Source organism: Streptomyces sp. CA-146814, assembly GCF_050942385.1.
In the GTDB taxonomy this organism is placed as follows: domain Bacteria; phylum Actinomycetota; class Actinomycetes; order Streptomycetales; family Streptomycetaceae; genus Streptomyces.
Map to the genome: position 1 here is coordinate 4,557,861 of NZ_CP192068.1, position 19,708 is coordinate 4,577,568.

The window sequence follows — 19,708 nt, forward strand, 5'->3', positions numbered from 1 at the left end:
CCTCAGCTCGACAGCAGGTCGCGGATACTATCGCGCACCTCGCGCACCGGCCGCGACGCGCTGTGTCCCACGGTGTAGGGGTACAGCTGGCCAAGCTGCGTACGTACGCGCCCCGACTGGGTGTTTCGCGCGGCCTGCACGGCCAAGGCCGTTTCGGCGGCGGCCGTTCGAGTGTCTCCGGCGAGGAAGTGGCATTCGGCCAGGCCGATGCGGTCGAGCGCGTGGGAGCGTCCGGCTTCCGTACCTCGGGACGACAGGGCCGTATGAATTGCCTCCGCGGCTTCGGTGGCATGTCGGCGTGGGTCGGTGCGGGCGAGGTCGAGGAGTCGGCCTCCGGTGACCCCCGCGAGTTCCGCCTCGTCGAAGTAGGCGATCCAGTACGGCTCGTCATCGCCGGTACCGGCGTCGGCGAGATCCTCGGCCGCCTTGGCGGTTGCCCGGCGGAATCCGGCGATGCGCCCCTGTGCGGCGTAGGCCCAGGCTTCGCGGGTGTGGAGCATGGCGCGGGCCCGGGGGCCGATCGCGCCGCCGGCACCTTCCTGAGCAAGGTGGATCAGTTGGAGTGCGTCGTCGGCCCGGTCGCGGTAGAGCATCTGCCGGGCCATTCCGGCCAGCACGTTGGCCCCGAAGACGACGTCACCTCCGGCGTGGGCGGCGCGGAGGGCGAGGCGGTAGTAGTCCTGCGCGCGCCGGTGCAGCCCGGAGTCCCACGCCATGGTGGCCGCGGTGCCGGCCAGCTGCGCCATGACGCGGTACAGCCGGTCCTCGACGGCAGGGGCCTGGTGTTCGTCGAGGGCGCTGGAGAGGGAGGACCACCCCCGCACGCACGGGGACCACGGCGAGATCACCGAGACCGCGCCCGTCGCTGCGGGACCACCCCCGCACGCGCGGGGACCACTTCACCCATGCGGCCGGGAAGCCGTTCCCCTTGGGAACACCCCCGCACGCGCGGGGACCACACCGTCACCGGCCCCGTGCACGGTGGCCAGCTCGGGAACACCCCCGCACGCGCGGGGACCACTGGTTCTCGTCAAGGCCGGGGCGAAGGGAGAGGGGAACACCCCCGCACGCGCGGGGACCACGCGGCCGTGACGATGGCGGCGTCTCTTGCGGTGGGAACACCCCCGCACGCGCGGGGACCACTTGGCGCGCAAGTGGGGGTGGCGCGTGGACCTGGGAACACCCCCGCACGCGCGGGGACCACAGTTCGTGACCTGCAGGTTTAGGTGGCCGGAGGCTCGTTTTTACTTACTTCTTGAGAAACGGACATATCTCCCCCGCGTCGCAAACAGTCCTTGCCTGAAGCTGGGCATGTCAGGGGTCATTCTGCCCGTCAGTGACCGCTGAGGACGCCTCATTCCTCTAGGAAGACCGTCCAGCGCAGGGCGGAGCCAGGGTTCTGATCTTGCGGTCAGATCCCGGCCTGGTGTGGCAACACCGTGTCGGGGCCGATTGGTTCTCGAACCGTCAGCAGTCGTGACGCTCCGCCCTAAGCTGTCACGATCAGTCATACTTGCTCGCCGTTACGGGGGTCAGGGAGGTGGGGGGTGATTTTCCCAACCCCGCTACATTGCCTGCCGGTTAGAGAAGGCGACCGAACCTCGAAGCTCGCATCCCGAGGCCCGCATCCCGGGACCCGAGCTTCGGTCTACTTCTCGTCCTCGCCCAGGGCGGTCCGGAGCCAGTCGATGGTTCCTTGGGCCAGGAGTTCATCGGCCAGCCGGTTCGCCGTACCGGTGACGAGACGGCCACGGCTGTTGTCGATCCAGCGCTGGGCGTTCTCGTAGCCCTGCGCCCTGTACTCGATGCCCTGGAGCAGGCACTCCAGCTTGTCCGCGTCGCGGGCGCAGATTGCCTCCGGCGACTCCTTCGCCTCGTACTCCGCCACCAGCTCCCGGACCGCCGAGGCCAGTACCTCGGGCATGCCCGCCGTCTGGTCGGCGGTGACCTCCTGCGGGTCGCCGGCGGGCGCGTACTTCTTCCCGAGGTGGTTCACGTCCCCGGTCCGGCTTTCCTGCGTGTCGTGCCAGACGGCCAGGTAGGCGGCCCGGGCGGGGTCGGCGCCCTCCAGCTTCGCGATGATCGTGGCGATCAGCGCCGTACGCCAGGAGTGCTCGGCGACGCTCTCCGGGTCACGGACTCCGGCCATCCACCAACCGGTGCGCCGCGTCTGCTTGAGCGTGCCCGCCTCGTACAGGAAGCGGCCCACCGCGGACAGGTCGTCAGCCACGGCCTTCTCCTCTCACGCCTCAGCGAGGCGAATCGCGTACCGGATGCCCTCCAGCTCCCGGCGCGATCGCGCCGACAACTCCCGACCATCCAACATCAAGGGAAGGGATGCGCGTAGTTCGCTCCCGATCACGGTTCCGGGGCGCAGCAGGTTCGGGCGAGCGGCGATCAGTGCCCACAGCGTATGGACGTTCAGATCAAAGAATCCGTGGTCCGGGGACAGACCCCGCACCAGGTGGCGCATCAGCTTGTCGCCTGGCCAGGGACCTGGCCTGGAATCGGCGATGAAGTCGTCGGACAGCTGGATATGCGGTGCCTCGCCGATCCAGTATGCCCAGTAGTTGAGGTTCGCTGCCTCGCCGTTATCACCGGCGAGGCCGACGGTGATGAAGTGCTCCATCCGGTCCCGGTCGCCCTGCCTGGCGGCGACGGCCGCGACCGAACGAGCGTTGAGCCAGTCGGTCAGCCAGCCGTCCGGCCGCTCGGTCCGCTGCTGCTGAGCCAGCCACTCGGAAGTGTCTGACGCATCGTCGTACCCGGCCAGATAGAGAGCTTGGCGGCGCAGCAGAAACCGGTCTCTGCCACGTGCCTGCTCTGCCGCCTGGCGCATGCGCGAAAAGAAGCGTCTGCGGTCGGCAGCATGCAGTTCCGGCCCTCGCGGCACGGGGCCCCGGCGCGGTCGCGGCGGGGCGGGCAACATGCGTAACGGCGTCGGAGTCACGCCGTTGAGTGGCCACGACAGCACCTCGACCAGCTCGCGCTGCATGACCCACGCCCCCAGCGGACTGTCAAGGGTGGGTACGTCCTCGTCAAGAGCAGCTCCCAGCAGTACGTCGGCCTCCGTGGCCCGTTCCAGAGCCAGGAGCAAGGCTGGCGCGCTGCCCAGCCGTAAAAACTGATGGCGGTACGCGAGCATCTGGCCGACCGGCACAGCAGTCAGGGCACGGCGTCCTGACTCCCAGCCTGCGACAGTGTCGGGCGAAATGCGCAGCTGCTCGGCGAGGGATTCCTGGGTACGGCCGAGCTGCTCGCGAATCAGGCGGAATACGTACCCGGACACTGTGCCGCCACGGCTCCTCCATGGCATTCCCCGACTACTGGTCAGGGTGGTGCGTGAGTCGTTGCCCATAAAGCCCCCCCCTTGCCTGTCGACCACAGCCGGGCACTCGTACTCCGGGTCAGTTCAAGCGGCAGCCCCTGCTCCATAGCTTTGTAGCAACAGTGACGGCCGATCAACTGAGGGTAGTGGAAGGGCCTGTGTCGTGACGATGACGATCAAGGTGTACGAGGTGAACCGCGAGGGCAGCACACGGGTGATCCGTCCGGAATCCGAGGTGACGCCGCTCGAAGGACCGGAGTTCTCGCACGAGTTCCCTGCCTGCGAGTGCCTCGCCTGTGCCGAGGGTGCCTCGTGAAGACTGCTGCTGCGGGAGACCGTGCGTACCGGACCTGGCTCGGTCACACCCAGCACTGTGCCACCTGCCGTGCCGGGGTCTCCTGTCCGACAGCCGTCCGCCTTGGCCGGGCCTGGCGGGAGGTTCGCCGATGAGGTGTTACGCGGACGGCGGCGCGCATGAGTTTCCGGTCGAGGACGCCACCGGTGCTTACTGTCCCGAGCACGGGGTGACGCTGCTCTGGCGTGGTGAGCCGATCGCCGGGGCCGGTCTGGCCGCGGAGGCGGACACGCGGTTGGGTGAGCTGACGGGCGGGGTGGAGGGACCGTACAGCGTTGTTTGCCGTGGTGCCTCGGGTTCGGACCTGGTCGCAGCCCACATGCTCTGCCGGCGGGCGGGTTGTGTCTGCCCGTGTCACGGGACCGGCACCGGCCTGCGGGAGGGCGGGTGAGCGTCAGCCTGTCGGCCACGGATGTCCGTACGTGCGAGGCGTGTTGGCGTGCTCCCGTCGCAGCCGTCCGCCGCACCGCCGACGGCCGGGATCTGTTGTGCCGGGCGTGTGCCCTGGGCGGCTGTCCGCGGCGCGTCGACCTCTTCCCGCCGTACGGGATCTACCGGCTCCATCGCCCCCGTAACTGGACAACAACCCACCCGACAGAGGGAGATGCATGATGAGCACCGTTGCGTTGATGGATGACGGTAAGCATGGTGGGCCGCCGTCGGACAAGCCGTGGACGCCGCCCCAGGAGCCGAAGCCGTCTCCGGACGGTAGCCGCCCCCAGTACATTTCGCCGTCGTGAGCACCTCACAGTCCATCCCCACCTACCCGGACCTCGTGCAGGATCTCGCCGACCGGGGGTTGCTGGATGCCCGGTGGCGGCGGGTGTTCGAGGCCGTGCCGCGCAGCCGGTTCGTTCCGGCCGAGGTGTGGCGGCAGTTGTCCGACCGGTGCGAGCCGGTCGTCGGTACGGATGCGTGGCTGGCCCTGGTCAACAGCGACGAACCTGTTGTTACGCAGCTCGACGACGGCGCCGTCGGCGGGCCCGGCGTCGCCACCTCCTCGAACTCCATGCCGTCCATGGTGGCCCGCATGCTCGACCTGCTCCGCGTCGAGGACGGGCACCGGGTGCTGGAGATCGGCACCGGCACCGGGTATGTCGCCGCGCTGCTGTGCGAGCGGCTCGGGGATCAGCTGGTCCACAGTGTGGAGCTGGATCCGGTCGTGGCCCGGCAGGCTGCCGAAGCCCTGGCACAGTCCGGGTACCGGCCGCACCTGCGCGTCGGCGACGGTGAACAGCCCTGGCCCTCCCTGGGGCTCGTCGACCGGCTGATCGCCACCTGCGCCCTGCGGCACGTCCCGTACGCTGCTGCGGCAGGTGCGGCCCGGCGGGATCCTTGTCGCCCCGCTGGCCCGGGAGTTCTGGTCCGGGGCCCTGGTCCAGCTCCACGTCCAGGACGACGGCACCGCGTCGGGCCCGTTCTGCGGCGGGGCCACGTACATGCCCATGCGCTCCCACCGCGCCCCCGACCTCCACCCGGTCCACGGCAAGGGGCGCGCCCGCGCCGCAGGCCTGGACCCCGCCCGCATCCTCGACCTCGGGTTCGCCCTCTACGCCGGAGCCCGGCTGCCCGGCGTACGGCTCATCCACCAGACCGTCCCCGAAGGCGCCCAGGTCTGGGTCACCCGCGAGAACGGGGCCGCCGCGACAGCCGCCACCGGGGAGCAGGTGTGGCAGTACGGACCCGGGCTCCTGTGGGAGGAGATCGAACAGACCTGGTGGGAGTACGAGACGGCAGGGCGGCCCGGTCCCGAACAGTTCGGGCTCACCGTCACCGACCGGGCGCAGCAGGTGTGGCTACGCGACCCGCACGACGTCATCCGGCCCGCCAGGGCGTGAGCAGCGCTGGAGGTGCGGGCCCTTCCGCCGGCCCGCACCTCCGGAGGACAGGAGGGTTCAGGTGGACGCCTGCGCGGGCTTCGGCTCTCCCGGATTGACCACCGCGACCCCTTCTCCCTCCAGCTTCAGCTGAACCGCCTCACCGCTGCCGCCCTTGAACATCGAGCCGATGCTCTGCGACCGGTGCAGGGACGGCCGCAACTGCGGGCTCCACGCGACGGCCGCGTCCGTGTCGACGTACACCGGCGATTCGGGCGTGACCGGCAGCACGAGCGGGACGCCGGCGCTGGTCAGCGCAAGGCGGCCGGTCCCGCCGAAGGTGCAGTTGAACAGGCCGCCACCGGCCATCCCCGCACCCTCCACCGTGGTGATCTCATAGCTGAGCGAGGCGTCGAAGCACAGGACGTTCTTGCCGTTGACGGTGAGACCGTGGCTCTCGTCCACGTCCAGGAGGAAACAGTGCGCCGCGTCGGAGGCAAACCACGCCTCGCCCTCGCCGGTCACGGTCATCAGGGACAGCCCCTCGCCGGTGACCGCGCGCTTGAGGAAGTTGCCCACGCCCTGGCCCTTCCGCTCGAACGACAGCGCTCCCCGCCAGGCCACCATCGTGCCCTGGCGGGCGTACACCTCACCTTTGACGGCGTAACGCACCGCCATGGGGTTCTCCTGCGTCAGCCCGGGGGCTTGCGCGGGCTGGATGAAGTTCTCGGGGTCGAACAGGTTTCGGCTCATGCCGCACCGCTTACCCCGGCCTTGCGCGGGCAGCCCCGGAGCCCAGCACTCCGTTCTCCCCTCTCCGCTGCTCGGCCTACGGCTTCCGGCCGCCCGTCAGGAGCCAGCCCGTGTGCGGCTGCCGGGGCCGACAGCAGCGTCAGCGCGTGTACTTCTCATCGTGAACCTGCTCGGCTGTGTTGATCCTGAACCTCGCCCGCCTGAGCGCCGACCACACCTCGACCAGCCACGACCCGTCGGAGACCCGGAACACCTTCCGGCCGGCGCTGGCGTCGCCTCTGATCTCGGACCGGATCTCTTCGGGGAGATACGTCAGTGCCAACTCCCATGCACGGGCCGCGGCATCCGTGCGGTCACCCTCCACGTCGATGGTCTGGGCAAGCCGCCAGCGGTGGTCGTCGCTGCGTGCGCAGGTCTCGATGAACACTATGTGCCGCATGGCGGATGGCGGCAGGGCGTCATTGATCACGTACGCACCCTAGTGACGCACCGGCGGGCCCGAGGCGCACCCACGCGTTACGACGCCATGTCCGGCTCCGCCGTGCCCGCGGCCTCCCGCCGGTCCGGTGTCACCGCCTCCGCCGCCACGGGGTTCTGCGTCCTGATGTCCCGGGCCTGCTCCGCGACCCACTCCGGGCTGATCGCCGGCGTCTCGCCGAGGACCTGGTCGCGGACGAACAGGCAGAACGGGTGGCCCGCCGGGTCGAAGAGGACCCGTACGTCGTGCTGCGGCTGGAACTCCGCCGGGGTCGCGCCCTCCGCCACCGCGTGGGCCACACCCGCCTCCAGGTCCGTCACCTCGAAGTCCAGGTGCAGCATCATCAGCTGGTCGCCCGGCGAGGTGAGGGAGGCGGGCCAGACCGGAGGCACGTACGGCTTCGACGTCTGGAACCCCAGGCCGGAACCGCCGCCCGGTGGCAGCAGCTTCACCCAGTCCGGCTCCTCCTGCACCGTCTCCCACCCCAGCAGGCGGCGGTAGAAGTCCGCCAGCTCTGCCGCGTCCGGGGCTTCGAGCACCGTGCTGGACAGGGTCAGGGTCGGTCGGGGAGTGGTCACCGTGGCCTCCTCGGATCGGAGATGTGCCGGTACGAGTACCCCGTACCGGCACATTCATCAGCCCCGAGCGCCGAGCGCCGAGTGCCGCGCCCCGCCCCCGACCGCGCCCCGCCGCATCTCCTACGTGAGGTCCGCGATGTCCGCGTATCCCTCGATCTCGCGCGGGTTCCGCGTGCCGGGACCCACGTACGTCGCCGACGGGCGGACCAGGCGGCCCGTGCGCTTCTGCTCCAGGATGTGCGCCGACCAGCCCGCCGTACGGGCGCACGTGAACATCGACGTGAACATGTGCGCCGGGACCTCCGCGAAGTCCAGCACGATCGCCGCCCAGAACTCCACGTTCGTCGCCAGCACACGGTCCGGACGCCGCGCGTGCAGCTCCTCCAACGCGGCCTTCTCCAGCGCCTCCGCCACCTCGAAGCGCGGCGCCGCCAGCTCGCGGGCCGTGCGGCGCAGGACGCGGGCGCGCGGGTCCTCCGCGCGGTAGACGCGGTGGCCGAAGCCCATCAGCCGCTCACCCCGGTCCAGCGCCTGCTTCACATACGCCGTGGCATCGCCCGTACGCTCGATCTCCTCGATCATGCCGAGGACCCGGGACGGGGCGCCGCCGTGCAGCGGGCCCGACATCGCGCCCACCGCGCCGGAGAGCGCGGCCGCGACGTCCGCGCCCGTCGACGCGATGACCCGGGCCGTGAACGTGGAGGCGTTCATTCCGTGCTCGGCCGCCGACGTCCAGTACGCGTCCACCGCCTTCACGTGCTTCGGGTCCGGCTCACCGCGCCAGCGGATCATGAACCGCTCGACCACCGAGTGCGCCTTGTCGATCTCGCTCTGCGGCACCATCGGCAGGCCCTGGCCACGGGCCGACTGGGCCACGTACGACAGCGCCATCACCGCGGCCCGCGCCAGGTCGTCCCGGGCCGTCGCCTCGTCGATGTCCAGCAGCGGCTTCAGGCCCCAGACGGGGGCGAGCATCGCCAGCGCGGACTGCACGTCGACCCGGATGTCACCCGAGTGCACCGGGATCGGGAACGGCTCGGCCGGCGGCAGCCCGGGGTTGAACGCCCCGTCCACCAGCAGGCCCCAGACGTTGCCGAACGAGACATGGCCGACCAGATCCTCGATGTCGACCCCGCGGTAGCGGAGCGAACCACCTTCCTTGTCCGGTTCGGCGATCTCCGTTTCGAACGCGACGACTCCCTCAAGACCGGGTACGAAGTCGGACATCAGGCGGCTCCCTCAGTTCGGCGGCGGATGGGCGACGGCCCTGCGGCCCCGGCGTCTCCGTGCGTCAGCGCTCCGGAGGCCCCTGACAAGGCCCGCCCCAAGATATTGGCGGGTTCCCACGGAGCGGGGAAGCGTGACATCCGGCACAGGGCCCCATTTCGGCGGTGCGTGGTTACGGGACCTTCTCGCCGGGCACACTCGGCCACTGTGGCACCGCTGCGGCAGGATGGCCCCCGTGCCCACACCAGAAGGTTCCTCGGGATCCCTCCCCGACGAGTCCGCCTCCCGTCCCACCGACGATTCCCCTCCCGGGGTCCCTCTCGGTTCCCCTCCTGATTTCACCACCGATCCCGCGGCCATGCGCGAGCACTACCGCTCCGAGGACTTCACCGAGTCCGACCTCAGCGCCGACCCGATGGACCAGTTCGCCCGCTGGTTCCGCCAGGTCGCCGTCGGCGGAGTGCTCCACGAGCCCAACGCGATGGTCGTCTCCACCGCCACACCGGACGGCCGGCCCTCCTCGCGTACGGTCCTGCTGAAGCAGTACGACGACCGGGGCTTCGTCTTCTTCACGAACTACGGCTCCCGCAAGGGCCGCGAACTGGCCGCCAACCCGCACGTCTCGCTGCTCTTCCCCTGGCACCCGATGGCCCGCCAGGTGATCGTCACCGGTACCGCGGCCCGGGTCTCCCGCGAGGAGACCGTCGGCTACTTCCGTACCCGGCCGCACGGCTCCCAGCTCGGCGCCTGGGCCAGCGACCAGTCCACGGTGGTCTCCTCCCGCGAGGAGCTGATCGAGCGGTACGAGGAGCTGGCCGCGCGCTACCCGGAAGGCGAGAAGGTGCCCGCTCCGCCGGACTGGGGCGGCTTCCGCGTGGTGCCGGAGACCATCGAGTTCTGGCAGGGACACGGGAACCGGCTGCACGACCGGCTGCGCTACGTCAGGGAGGACGCGGCCGGGGCCGGTTCCTGGAGGGTGGAGCGGCTCTGCCCGTAGGCCCGTAGATCCGTGGATCCGTCGGCCCGTAGATCCGTCGGCCCGTAGATCCGTAGGCCCGTAGATCCGTAAGTCCTCAAGAGTCCGTACAACGCAGAAACCCGCAGGCTCTGGTTCCTCCGTGCACAGAGGAGCCGGCCGGACTTACCGGCGAGCCTGCGGGTCGGTGACTGCTGGGTATTGGCCGGCGACCGGCCATGCACTGCGAAAGTGCGTGACAACGGGCGTCAGCCCGCAGCCACCTCACGAGTCCGAAGAGAAATCACTTCCGGAACACCTCCTTTCTTGTGTGCTCTGAAGCCTAGGAGCGGGCCCGTCGGCGGTTCAACCCATTTATTTGGCGAAGGGGGATGTGCGCTGGGTCACGTTCGAGTTGAATGGTCTGACGTGCAGCAATACGCGCGGTGACGCGTGGGGAAACGGCCGACACGTTCTGCGGGGGGTACGGAGTGGGTGCTTCCAGGAGCAGCGGGACCACCGACGCGCTCGGAGGGGACGAGGGCGCGGGGGGTCCGCCGCAGGAGGGCGCCGGGGGAGCGCCGGAGGAGAGCCCGGGCGGCGTGGGTGAGCCCCTGTGCCCCGAATCGCCGCCCGACTCCGGCGCCGAGCTGCTCGCCGCCCTCCTCGACGGCATGGACGCGGCCCTCTGCGCCTTCGACGCCGGTGGCGTGGTCACCCACTGGAACCGCGAGGCCGAGCGCATCCTCGGCTGGTCCGCGCAGGAGGCCGTGGGGCGTACGGGCTTCGCCGGGTGGGCGGTGCGCCGGGCCGACGCGCACGAGGTGCAGGGGCGGCTGATGGCGGCCATGGACACGCCCGGGCGCCAGGTCCACGAGTTCGCGCTGCTGCGCAAGGACGGCAGCCGGGTGCTCGTACGGACCCAGTCCGCCCGCGTGCTCGGCGCCGACGGCAAGCCGGCCGGGGTGTACTGCGCGTTCAGCGAGGTGCACGCCCAGATCGACCTGGAGCGGGCCATCGCGCTGAGCGAGGCGCTGCTGGAGGACGCGTCGTGGGGCGTGGTGCTCGTCGATGTCGACCTCCGCCCGACCGTAGTGAACGCGTACGCCTCCCGTGCGCTGGGCGGCGGCCGCACCACGCTCCTCGGCCGACCGCTCGGTGAGCTGGTGGTCCGGGGCGGGGAAGAGCTGGAGGCGGCCCTCCAGCATGTGCTCGCCGGAGGAGCCCCGGGCGCTCCGGCCGAGCTGTGGGTGACGTTGCGTACGGTGGAGGGCGAGCGGCGGCGGTGCTGGCGCAGCGGGTTCCTGCGGCTGGCCTCTCCGCTGGCGGAGGAGCCGGTTCCGCTCGGGGTCGGATGGCTGTTCCGGGATGTGACGGCCACGAAGCTCGCGCAGCAGGAGGCGGACCGGCTGCGGTTCCGGACGAGCCAGCTGCACCGGGCCGCGCGTACGGCCTCCGAGTGCGAGGACCCGATGGAGGCGGTGACCTCCCTGCTCGACTTCGCGCTGGCCGGCTTCGCCGACCATGTGCTCCTCGACGTGACGGAGGGTGAGCACCTCGTCCGTACCGCCGCCACGCCCACGGACGCGCCCGGTCCGTGTCTGCTGGTCGCGGGCGGGTCGGTCCCGGTCCGTTACGGGGCCGGGCACCCGGCCCTCCAGGCCGTCGAGCGCACGGGCTCGGTCCGTACGAGCGCGGGCGCCGGGGACAAGCCGGGTGCGGCGGCGGCCTGGGCGGCCGAGCGCCGCTGGCCCGAGGACGCGGCCCACGCGCTGTCCACGGTGCTCCGGAGCCGGGGCCGGACGCTGGGCGTGCTGACGTTCCTCCGCGCGGCGAACCGCACCGCCTTCGAACGCCCGGACACGGCGTACGCGGAGACGGTGGCGGCCCGGGTGGCGGGGGCCGTGGATCTGGCCCGGGTGGTGGGGGGCGAGGGGGCGGGGAGGGGCGGGGGTAACGGGGGAGCGGGGGAGTCGGGTCCGGTGGGGGTCTAACGGCCCCCTGGGACCCGCTTCGTCAGCGCCTGGATCCGGCGGCGGGTCGTGGCCCCGGCCCCGGCCCCAGCTCTCGCCCCGGTCCCAGTCCCGGTCCCAGCCCCAGTCCTCGCCCCGGCTTTCGCTCGGGCTCTGGCCACGACCCTGGACACCATCCCCGCCCCCGTCCCTCCGGGGCTTCGGCCGGTCGCGGAGGCTTCGTCCTTGGTGACCTTCGCGAGCATGCCGTAGTACGCCGACGGCCGCGCCTCGAAGTCCGCCCAGGTGGAGAGCTCGTCCGCGTCGGCGTCCGGCCCGCGCAGCAGGTCGACCGAAGCCTGGGCGAACTGCTCGGTCCAGCCTTCCCGTTCGGCCTCGGCCAGCACCTGACGCAGCTTGGCCACCGCCGCCAGGACATTGTCGCGCTCGTACTTCCCCGTCCGCAGCATCTCCCGGACCCCGGCCGCGGGTGCGGCGGCGACCAGCAGCGCCTCCAGCCGTGCGGCCAGCTCCTCACCCGTCCGGCCGGCGTTCCGCGCCTGCGGTCCGGCGTCCACCAACACCCGCAGCGCGGCGAGCAGCGCCGTGGTGCGAGGTTCGGGGCCGATCGTGTCCATCCACAGGCCCATGTCCCGGCCCACGCTCCGGCTCATGTCCGGGCTCCCGTTCCGGCCCAGGCTCCGGCTCGTGCCTGGGCCCCCGCTCCGGCCCAGGCCCCGGGACAGGTCCCGGCCCACCGCGTCTGCCTTTCTGCGTGCGGCGGCCACCGTCTGCTCGGCCGTATCCCGTTCCATGCCGAAGAACTGCACGAGCGTCCACGTTCCGGCGTCGAGCACATCCCGTACGGTCCGGACGCCGGCCTTCTCCAGCTCTCCGGCCCGCAGCCGCCGCTCGGTCACGCCCTTCAGCCGGGTGACCGGAATCCGGGCCAGCTCCCCGTCCACCAGCTCTCGGTGCAGCGGGGCCCATGCGGTCCGCACCGCCTCCACCGCCCTGCGGTGGTCATGGGCCACCAGCTCGGCGGCCTCCCGCAGCCGCTGTGCCCGGCGGATGACACCCGGCCGCACCCCGCTCGCCCGGGACAGCGAGCGGATGTTCCCGCCGACGAGGGCGACGACCGTCAGGAGCAGCCCGAACACCACGGCCGCGTCGGAACGGTCCATCCGCTCGGCGGCGGCCCCGCCGTCATCCTCCATCGAGTACAGCTCGCCGTGGCCCGGGCCTTCGGCGCGCACCCATCCGGTGTCCCAGCCGACATCAGTGCCGTCCCAGCGCGGCGCTTTCAGAACGGGGTCCCGCCCGGCGTCGCACCGGTAGGTGCCCTTCCGGTCGCCGCCCCGGAAGGGGTCGGTCCAGGTGACCGTGCAGGCGCCGTCGGGTTTCTCGTCGAGCACGGTCAACTGGACCTGCCGCAGCTCGGGATGGTCCGGCGTGGTCGCGTAGAGGAACCCCGACCACGTGATCAGCACCAGCCCGAGGGCCAGCACCCACCGGAACACCGGCACGTGTCTCATCCGGTTTCCCCCTGTTTCTCCCCTGCGGGACGTCAGTACGCCCGGCGAGAGCCCAGTATTCGCCGGGCCCGGCCTGCCGAACCAGGGCGGGAGCGGGCAGCGGAGGGAGCCGCTGCCTTCCTGATTCCGGCAATCTCCGGATACGGCGGCACGCGCCTCGCGCGCCCGCACCGGCCAGGGATTGCCGGATTCCCCCTCACGCCGCGTGCAGCGCCAGCGTCGGGGACAGCCGGGACGCCCGCACCGCCGGGTAGAGGCCCGCCACCGTGCCGATCACCAGCGTCGCGCCGAAGCCTCCGGCGACCGCCCAGAGCGGGACCACCCATGGCAGCCCGCCCGTGTGCGCGTACGCCCCCGTCGCCGCCGCGCCCAGCGCGACCCCCGCCAGGCCGCCGAGGCCCGACAGCATCAGGGACTCCGTGACGAACTGGATCCTGATCTGGCCCCGGGTCGCGCCCAGCGAGCGGCGCAGGCCGATCTCGTACCGGCGTTCCAGGACCGAGATGATCATGGTGTTGGCCACTCCTACGCCTCCGACCAGCAGCGCGATGCCGCCCAGGCCCAGCAGCAGGCTGCTGAACGCGCCCTCCGTCGCCGCCTTCGCGCGCAGCGCCGACGACGGGTCGGTGACCTTCACGTTCTGCGGGTTCTGCGGGTCGACCGTCGCCGCCATCACCTTCCGTACGTCCCGCACCGCCGCGTCGTCCGACCGCTCGTAGATCGACGTCGGGTGGCCCGCGAAGTCCAGCAGGCGCTTCGCGCCCTCCCAGCCGACCAGCGCGGAGCGCTCGATCTCGGGGGCCAGCGGGAGCGGGGCCAGGATGCCGGTGACGGTGAAGTAGCGGTCGCCTATCCATACCTGCTGGCCGGGCTTGGTGATGCCGAGGCGCTCGGCCGAGACGTGGCCGAGGACGACCGACGGGTAGCGGCCGGTCGCCGCGTTGAGCCAGCTGCCGCTGCTGACCTCGCCGCGCAGGACGCGGAGGAGGTCGGCCGTCGTCGCCTTGACCGTGATCCCGCCCGTATCGTCCTCGTCGATCTTCTCGTTGCGGCGTGCGGTCGCGTCCAGGTCGGCGGTGGCACCCACCTCCTGGACGCCCTTGATCCGGCCGACCATCCCCACCGAGCCCTCCGGGAGATGCACCTCCTCCCCGGCGAACATCGAGTCGCCGGGCGAGGCCACCAGCAGGTTGGTGCCCAACGTGTCGAGTTCGCGGAGGAGTTTGGCCTGGCTGGAGGCGGAGATGCCGACCACCGCGATCATCGTCGCGATCCCGATGGCGATGCCCAGGGCCGAGAGTACGACCCGCATCGGGCGGCTGCGCAGGCCGGACGAGCCGACGTGGAGGACGTCCCGGGGGCCCAGGCGGGCCGCCTTGAGGCGGCCCCGTCCCGCGCGGCTCACAGCTCCGCCCCCGTCGCCACGGAAGCCACGGAAGCGACGGAAGCGACGGAAGCGACGGAAGCGACGGACGCGACGGACGCGACGGACGCGACGGACGCGACGGACGCGACGGACGCGACGGACGCGACGGACGCGACGGACGCGACGGACGCGACGGACGCGACGGACGCGACGGACGCGAGGTTCCGTACGTCCGCCACCACCTCGCCGTCCCTGATCCGCACCTCGCGCGGCAGGCTCCCCGCGATCTCCGTGTCATGCGTGATCACCGCGATCGTCGCCCCCTCCCGGTTCAGGTCCCGCAGCAGCTCCATCACCGCCGCACCCGACGCCGTGTCGAGCGCGCCCGTCGGCTCGTCGGCCAGCAGCAGCGCGGGCTCGCCGACCACCGCCCGCGCGATGGCGACCCGCTGCTTCTGGCCGCCCGAGAGCTGGTGCGGCCGGTGGTCCAGGCGGTCCGCGAGGCCGACCCGGTCCAGCGCCTCGGCGGCCTTGCGGCGGCGTACGGAGCGGGGGAGGCCGGAGTAGAGCAGGCCCTCCGCCACGTTGTCGCGGGCCGAGACGCCCGGGACCAGGTGGAACGCCTGGAAGACGAAGCCCACGTGCTGGGCGCGCAGCGCGGAGAGGCGGCGGTCGGTCAGGGCCGCCACGTCGTGGCCCGCGATGTGGACGGAGCCGGCGGTCGGGCGGTCCAGGGTGCCGATGATGTGCAGCAGCGTGGACTTGCCGGAGCCGGACGGGCCGACGATGGCGAGGAGTTCACCCTCCGCCACGGTCAGGTCCACCCCGCGCAGGGCCGTGACCCCGCCCGCGTACTCCTTGGTCACGCCCCGCAGGCCGACGACCGTATTCGCCGGTGCGGCGTCATTCACAGGTGCGGCGTCGCTCATATCTTCGGCACCCCGACCTTCATGCCCTCGCGCAGCCCGCCGCCCGACACCTCGACCCGGCCCTCCGCGAACATGCCGAGCTCCACCTTCACCTCGCGGACCGCACCACCGCTCACCACCTCCACCCCGAAGCCGCCACCGGGCAGCGCCAGGAGCGCGTTCACCGGGACCGTCAGCACGTCCTCGCGGGTCTCGCCGGTCAGGTTCACCGTCACCGGCGACTGGTCGAAGCCGCCGACCTTCTCCGGCCGGTCGAAGGAGACGGTCAAGGTCACCTTCGGGCTGCCGTCCTGCGGGTCCTTGCCGGGCTTCGCCGTCCGGCCGACCGAGGAGACCGTGCCGGGCGCACTGGTGCCGTCGGGCAGCTCGACGGTGACCTTGGTGCCGGCCTTGGCCAACTGGCTCTCCGCCACGTCGAGTTCGAAGGTCACGATGCGCTCGGAGCCGGTCGTGGTCAGGACCGGTGCGCCGGGCTGGGCCAGATCGCCGACGGCCGCCGCCACGCTCTTGATCCGGACCTTGCCGGGGGCGAACGCGACGTCCCGCGGGCCGACCGTGCCCGTCTGCTTCCCGCCGTGCGCCTTCTGCCAGCGCTTGACGGCGGCCGCCGTCAGCTCGGTGTACTCGGTGTCCGGGGTGAAGCCGGTGTAGCCGAGGGCGGCGAGGTTGCGTTCCAGCTGCTCGACGTCCCGGCCCTCGTCGCCCGGCTTCAGGGTCCGGTACATGGGGCCCGACCCGTACAGCAGCCGGACCGCCCGGCCGTCGATCTCGTACAGCCGCTCGTTCCGCTCGACCGTCGAGCCGGTGCGCGGGGTCCAGGTCAGCGTGCCCGCCGCACCCGCGTTGATCTTGCGCTGCCGGTCGTAGCCGAGGGTCCCGTCCGCCTGGGCGCTGTCGCGCAGGTCGCCGCGTTCGACCGGGGCGGTGGCCGGCGGCAGGCCGGTGTTCTTCGCGCCCGCCGACTCCGTACCGCCGCTGCCGCCGCCGAGCTGGGTGACCGCGATGGTCCCGGCGGTCACGGCGAGCACCGCCGCCACCGCCGCGACCGCCCGTCCGCGCCTCATCGAGCCACGCTCTCGCACGCCTTGTTGGCCTTCTCGAACTTCTTCATGTCTTCGGCCTTCAGCGCGGGCGCCGCCTGCATCGCCCCGCCGTCGAACTTCGGGTCCGGCATGTCGAAGCCGTTCTTCCGCATGCACCGGGCGAAGGCGACCATCTTGTCCTTCTCCGCCTGGCTCAGCTCCTTGGGTCCGCCGCCGACCGCCTTGTCCTGGCAGGCCTTGAACGCCTTCTCCATCTGCTGCTTGCTCTTCGACCCGCCGTCGATGGTCACGCCCATGCCGTTCTCGCCCGGCTTCGGCTCCGGGATGTCCAGGCCCTGCTCGCGGAGGCACGTGCGGTGCTCCAGCGCCTGGTCCTCCTCCGTCTTCTCGGTCCCGGAAGAAGATCCACTGCTCTTCGTCCCGCCGGCTCCGTCGCCCGAACAGGCCGTGGCGGACAGGACGACGGTCGTGGCGAGCAGACAGGCGGCGGCGACGGTGCGCCGCCGCGCGGTGAGTGCGGTGAGAACGGTCATGGAGGGCTCCTCGGGACGTCGGAAGGGACGGCCCGAGCGTGGGCGAGGAGCCGGTTTCGTTTCTCTCAGCGCCGGTGCTTACACCGGCGAAACATCGCTTTCAGGTACACAGAACCCCATGCGCGTGCTGGTGGTGGAGGACGAGGAGTTCCTGGCGGGGATGATCGCCGAGGGGCTGCGCCGTGACGCCGTCGCGGTGGACATCGCGCCGGACGGGCCGACCGCGCTGGAGAAGCTCCGGTTCGGCGTGTACGACGTGATGATCCTCGACCGCGACCTGCCGGGCCTGCATGGCGACGAGGTCTGCCGCCGGGTCGTCGCCGCCCGCCTGCTGACCCGGATCCTGATGCTCACCGCCTCGGGGACCGTACGGGACCGGGTGGCCGGCCTCGGGCTCGGTGCCGACGACTACCTGACCAAGCCGTTCGCGTACGACGAACTCCTCGCCCGGGTCCTCGCGCTCGGCCGCCGCTCCCGCCCGGCCCTCCCGCCGGTCCTGGAACGGGCCGGGCTGACGCTCGACACCGCCCGCCGCCAGGTCTGCCGCGACGGCCGCTTCCTTTCACTCTCCCGCAAGGAGTTCGCCGTGCTGGAGACGCTCCTGCGGGCCGAGGGCGCCGTCGTCAGCGGCGACGACCTGATCGAGGAGGTGTGGGAGGAGGACACCAGCTACCGCACCAACGCCGTCCGGGTCACCCTCTCCAAACTCCGTACGAAACTGGGGGCGCCACCCGTGATCGAGACCGTGCCGGGCGCCGGCTACCGCATCGGCGACCGACCCATGGCGGGCGGCGACGCCCCGTGAACAACGAGCGCGCGCGGCTCACCGCGCTCTACGGCGGCCTGCTGGTGCTGGCCGGAGTCCTGCTCATGGGGCTCGTCTACGTACTCGTCAGCGACGGGCTCTACAGCACCGTCATGACCGCCGTCGCCCCCGCCGTCCCCACCTACCAGCTGAACGAGGCCTCCGCCCCCGCGCTGCCCTCCTCCGACTGGGCGCAGACCACCGTCATCCAGCCCGGCCAGTACGCCGTCGCGCGGAAGGTCTCCACCGCCGCCGGGGACGCCGCGCTCAGCCGGCTCCTCACCGTCTCCGGGATCTCCCTCGCCGTCTACTCGGCGCTCTCCGTCGCGCTCGCCTGGTGGATGGCGGGCCGGGTGCTGCGGCCCGTCGGCGTCATCACCGCCCGGGCCCGCCGGCTCTCCGGCTCCAACCTCCACGAGCGGATCGCGCTCCAGGCCCCGCCCGGCGAGCTCAAGGAGCTGGCCGACACCTTCGACGGGATGCTCGACCGGATCGAGCAACTGGTCGCCGCCCGCCAGCGGTTCGCCGCCAACGCCGCCCACGAACTGCGCACCCCGCTCGCCGTGCAGCGGGCCGCCGCCGAGATCGGGCTCGCCGACGACCCGCCGCCCGAGAAGGTCGCCTGGATCCGGGACAAGCTCATCGACACCGCCGACAACAGCGAGCAGCTCATCGAGGGCCTGCTGCTCCTCGCGGTCTCCGACGAGGGGCTGCGGCGGCGCGAACGGGTCGGCCTGGACGCCACCACCACCACGGTCACCGAGGCGCTGGCGGCGGAGGCGGCGGAGCGGGCCGTCACCGTCGACGTGGAGGCCCGGCCGGTCAGCGTCCAGGGCGACCCGGTCCTCCTGGACCACCTCGTGCACAACCTGGTCGCCAACGCGCTGCGCCACAACCATCCCGGCGGGACCGTACGGGTCCGGGTCGGCCCGGGCGGCCTGGAGGTCGCCAACACGGGGCCCGTGGTGGACCCGGCGGCCGTACCGCTGCTGTTCGAGCCGTTCCGCCGCGCGCAGGCCCGCCGCCACGCACCGGGCGAGGGCGCGGGGCTCGGGCTCTCCATCGTGGCGTCGGTGGCCCGGGCGCACGGCGGTGACGTCGGCGCGACGGCGAACCCGGGCGGCGGACTGACGGCCCGGGTGACGCTGCCCACCTGTGCATAAGGTCCGGGGCTCAGTGGCGGTAGAAGATCCGCCTACCTGCGCGTAGTGCGGACCTCAGTGGCGGTAGAAGATCCGCTCCCGGTACTCCGTCATGACCCGGCCGTTCCAGTCGTGGCCGCCGTCCACGTTCCCCGAGCGCAGGAGCGGCGGCTCGATGCCCCGGGCCACCAGCGCCTCGGACGCCGCCGCCATCATCGACTGCATGATCGCGCTGGTCACGACGGTGGAGGCGGGCGCGAAGGGCGCCTCGATGCCGGGTGCGCTCAGTTCGGCGTCGCCGATCGCGATCTTGCTGTCCAGCACGATGTCGCAGTGGTCGCGCAGAAATCCGCCCGAGGCGTGCCGGGAGCGGGTGTTCTCCGCGTACGCCACCGAGGTCACGCCGATCACCTTCAGCCCGAGGGCCCGGGCGTTCTGCGCCATCTCGACCGGGAGCGCGTTGCGGCCGGAGAGCGAAATGATGACGAGCACGTCGCCGGCGGCCGCCGGGCTGGAGTCCAGGACCGCCGAGGCCAGTCCGTCCACCCGCTCCAACGCCGATCCGAGGGTGGCGGGCATGACGTCCACGCCGGTGGTGCCGGGCACGGTGAGCAGGTTCATCAGGGCCAGCCCGCCCGCCCGGTAGACGACGTCCTGGGCGGCGAGCGAGGAGTGGCCCGCGCCGTACGCGAAGAGCCGGCCGCCCGCCTCGACGGTGTCGGCGATGGCCGCCCCGGCCGCCGCGATGCTCGCCGACTCCTCGTCCCGTACCCGCTGCAGCAGGCCGATCGCCGCATCGAAGAACTGGCCGGCCAGCTTGCTGTCGCTCATCGGGGAGAGCCTTTCGACGGGATCGCGAGGGGTTTCGGCGGGGCGGGAATGGCTGTGCCGCGGATCACGTTGCGGTCTGGA

General features: G+C 71.9%; 17 protein-coding genes, 2 pseudogenes and 1 CRISPR repeat array. Of the genes and pseudogenes, 6 read left to right on the forward strand and 13 right to left on the reverse strand.

The genetic code is table 11. The features are described 5' to 3' along the window. Positions 1 to 2: 2 nt before the first annotated feature. From ACQP09_RS20370 to ACQP09_RS20380, 3 genes are all read right to left on the reverse strand, one after another. The gene (locus ACQP09_RS20370; protein ID WP_433401725.1) at positions 3 to 746 is read right to left on the reverse strand and encodes a hypothetical protein; all 744 of its coding nucleotides are present in this window, start codon (positions 744 to 746) and stop codon (positions 3 to 5) included. A gap of 62 nt (positions 747 to 808) precedes the next feature. Beyond that, positions 809 to 1,204: direct repeats of the CRISPR family, unit length 29 nt; unit sequence GGGAACACCCCCGCACGCGCGGGGACCAC. A 444-nt stretch (positions 1,205 to 1,648) separates the two neighbouring features. Next, positions 1,649 to 2,230: an HD domain-containing protein gene (locus ACQP09_RS20375; RefSeq protein ID WP_433401726.1), complete on the reverse strand. Its 582-nt coding sequence runs from the start codon at positions 2,228 to 2,230 to the stop codon at positions 1,649 to 1,651. A gap of 12 nt (positions 2,231 to 2,242) precedes the next feature. After that, positions 2,243 to 3,316, reverse strand: a complete 1,074-nt coding sequence (locus ACQP09_RS20380) for a helix-turn-helix domain-containing protein (protein ID WP_433406682.1) — start codon at positions 3,314 to 3,316, stop codon at positions 2,243 to 2,245. A gap of 175 nt (positions 3,317 to 3,491) precedes the next feature. Between ACQP09_RS20380 and ACQP09_RS20385 the strand changes: the two genes are divergently transcribed. Next, positions 3,492 to 3,644, forward strand: coding sequence for a hypothetical protein (locus ACQP09_RS20385; protein WP_433406853.1), 153 nt, complete (start codon positions 3,492 to 3,494; stop codon positions 3,642 to 3,644). Between the two features lie 775 nt (positions 3,645 to 4,419). Then, positions 4,420 to 5,521, forward strand: a pseudogene (locus ACQP09_RS20390) (methyltransferase domain-containing protein). Between the two features lie 57 nt (positions 5,522 to 5,578). Here ACQP09_RS20390 and ACQP09_RS20395 read toward each other — a convergent pair. The 4 genes from ACQP09_RS20395 to ACQP09_RS20410 form a co-directional block, all read right to left on the reverse strand. Further along, on the reverse strand, positions 5,579 to 6,253 hold the full coding sequence (locus ACQP09_RS20395; RefSeq protein WP_433401728.1) for an AIM24 family protein: 675 nt from the start codon (positions 6,251 to 6,253) through the stop codon (positions 5,579 to 5,581). 139 nt (positions 6,254 to 6,392) lie between these two features. Further along, a complete protein-coding gene (locus ACQP09_RS20400; RefSeq protein ID WP_433401730.1) occupies positions 6,393 to 6,722 on the reverse strand; it encodes a hypothetical protein in 330 nt (109 codons plus the stop codon). Positions 6,723 to 6,769: 47 nt separating this feature from the next. Then, positions 6,770 to 7,309: a VOC family protein gene (locus ACQP09_RS20405; protein ID WP_433401732.1), complete on the reverse strand. Its 540-nt coding sequence runs from the start codon at positions 7,307 to 7,309 to the stop codon at positions 6,770 to 6,772. A gap of 120 nt (positions 7,310 to 7,429) precedes the next feature. After that, entirely contained in the window at positions 7,430 to 8,536 is a 1,107-nt protein-coding gene (locus ACQP09_RS20410; RefSeq protein ID WP_433401734.1) for a citrate synthase 2, read from the reverse strand. Positions 8,537 to 8,894: 358 nt separating this feature from the next. On the opposite strand from ACQP09_RS20410, the gene pdxH reads away from it, so the two are divergent. Together pdxH and ACQP09_RS20420 are read left to right on the forward strand one after the other, a co-directional pair. Continuing rightward, positions 8,895 to 9,533, forward strand: coding sequence for a pyridoxamine 5'-phosphate oxidase (gene pdxH, locus ACQP09_RS20415; protein ID WP_433401735.1), 639 nt, complete (start codon positions 8,895 to 8,897; stop codon positions 9,531 to 9,533). A 449-nt stretch (positions 9,534 to 9,982) separates the two neighbouring features. Next, complete coding sequence (locus ACQP09_RS20420; protein WP_433401737.1) at positions 9,983 to 11,485, forward strand: PAS domain-containing protein; 1,503 nt, start codon at positions 9,983 to 9,985, stop codon at positions 11,483 to 11,485. Here ACQP09_RS20420 and ACQP09_RS20425 read toward each other — a convergent pair. From ACQP09_RS20425 to ACQP09_RS20445, 5 genes and pseudogenes are all read right to left on the reverse strand, one after another. Continuing rightward, positions 11,482 to 12,978: a hypothetical protein gene (locus ACQP09_RS20425; protein WP_433401739.1), complete on the reverse strand. Its 1,497-nt coding sequence runs from the start codon at positions 12,976 to 12,978 to the stop codon at positions 11,482 to 11,484. The genes ACQP09_RS20420 and ACQP09_RS20425 overlap by 4 nt on opposite strands. Positions 12,979 to 13,174: 196 nt before the next feature. Then, positions 13,175 to 14,383: an ABC transporter permease gene (locus tag ACQP09_RS20430; protein WP_433401741.1), complete on the reverse strand. Its 1,209-nt coding sequence runs from the start codon at positions 14,381 to 14,383 to the stop codon at positions 13,175 to 13,177. Between the two features lie 188 nt (positions 14,384 to 14,571). Then, positions 14,572 to 15,273, reverse strand: a pseudogene (locus ACQP09_RS20435) (ABC transporter ATP-binding protein); the annotation flags it as partial. Then, positions 15,270 to 16,337: an efflux RND transporter periplasmic adaptor subunit gene (locus tag ACQP09_RS20440; RefSeq protein ID WP_433401743.1), complete on the reverse strand. Its 1,068-nt coding sequence runs from the start codon at positions 16,335 to 16,337 to the stop codon at positions 15,270 to 15,272. The gene ACQP09_RS20440 and the pseudogene ACQP09_RS20435, both read right to left, overlap by 4 nt. Then, entirely contained in the window at positions 16,334 to 16,849 is a 516-nt protein-coding gene (locus tag ACQP09_RS20445) for a hypothetical protein (protein WP_433401745.1), read from the reverse strand. Before ACQP09_RS20445 ends, ACQP09_RS20440 begins: the two co-directional genes overlap by 4 nt. Positions 16,850 to 16,967: 118 nt before the next feature. Between ACQP09_RS20445 and ACQP09_RS20450 the strand changes: the two genes are divergently transcribed. Next, positions 16,968 to 17,654, forward strand: a complete 687-nt coding sequence (locus ACQP09_RS20450) for a response regulator transcription factor (RefSeq protein ID WP_433401747.1) — start codon at positions 16,968 to 16,970, stop codon at positions 17,652 to 17,654. Further along, positions 17,651 to 18,817: a sensor histidine kinase gene (locus tag ACQP09_RS20455; protein WP_433401749.1), complete on the forward strand. Its 1,167-nt coding sequence runs from the start codon at positions 17,651 to 17,653 to the stop codon at positions 18,815 to 18,817. The genes ACQP09_RS20450 and ACQP09_RS20455 overlap by 4 nt, the downstream gene beginning before the upstream one ends. A 54-nt stretch (positions 18,818 to 18,871) precedes the next feature. On the opposite strand, the gene ACQP09_RS20460 is transcribed toward ACQP09_RS20455, so the two are convergent. Next, the gene (locus ACQP09_RS20460) at positions 18,872 to 19,627 is read right to left on the reverse strand and encodes an SIS domain-containing protein (protein ID WP_433401751.1); all 756 of its coding nucleotides are present in this window, start codon (positions 19,625 to 19,627) and stop codon (positions 18,872 to 18,874) included. Positions 19,628 to 19,708: the final 81 nt, after the last annotated feature.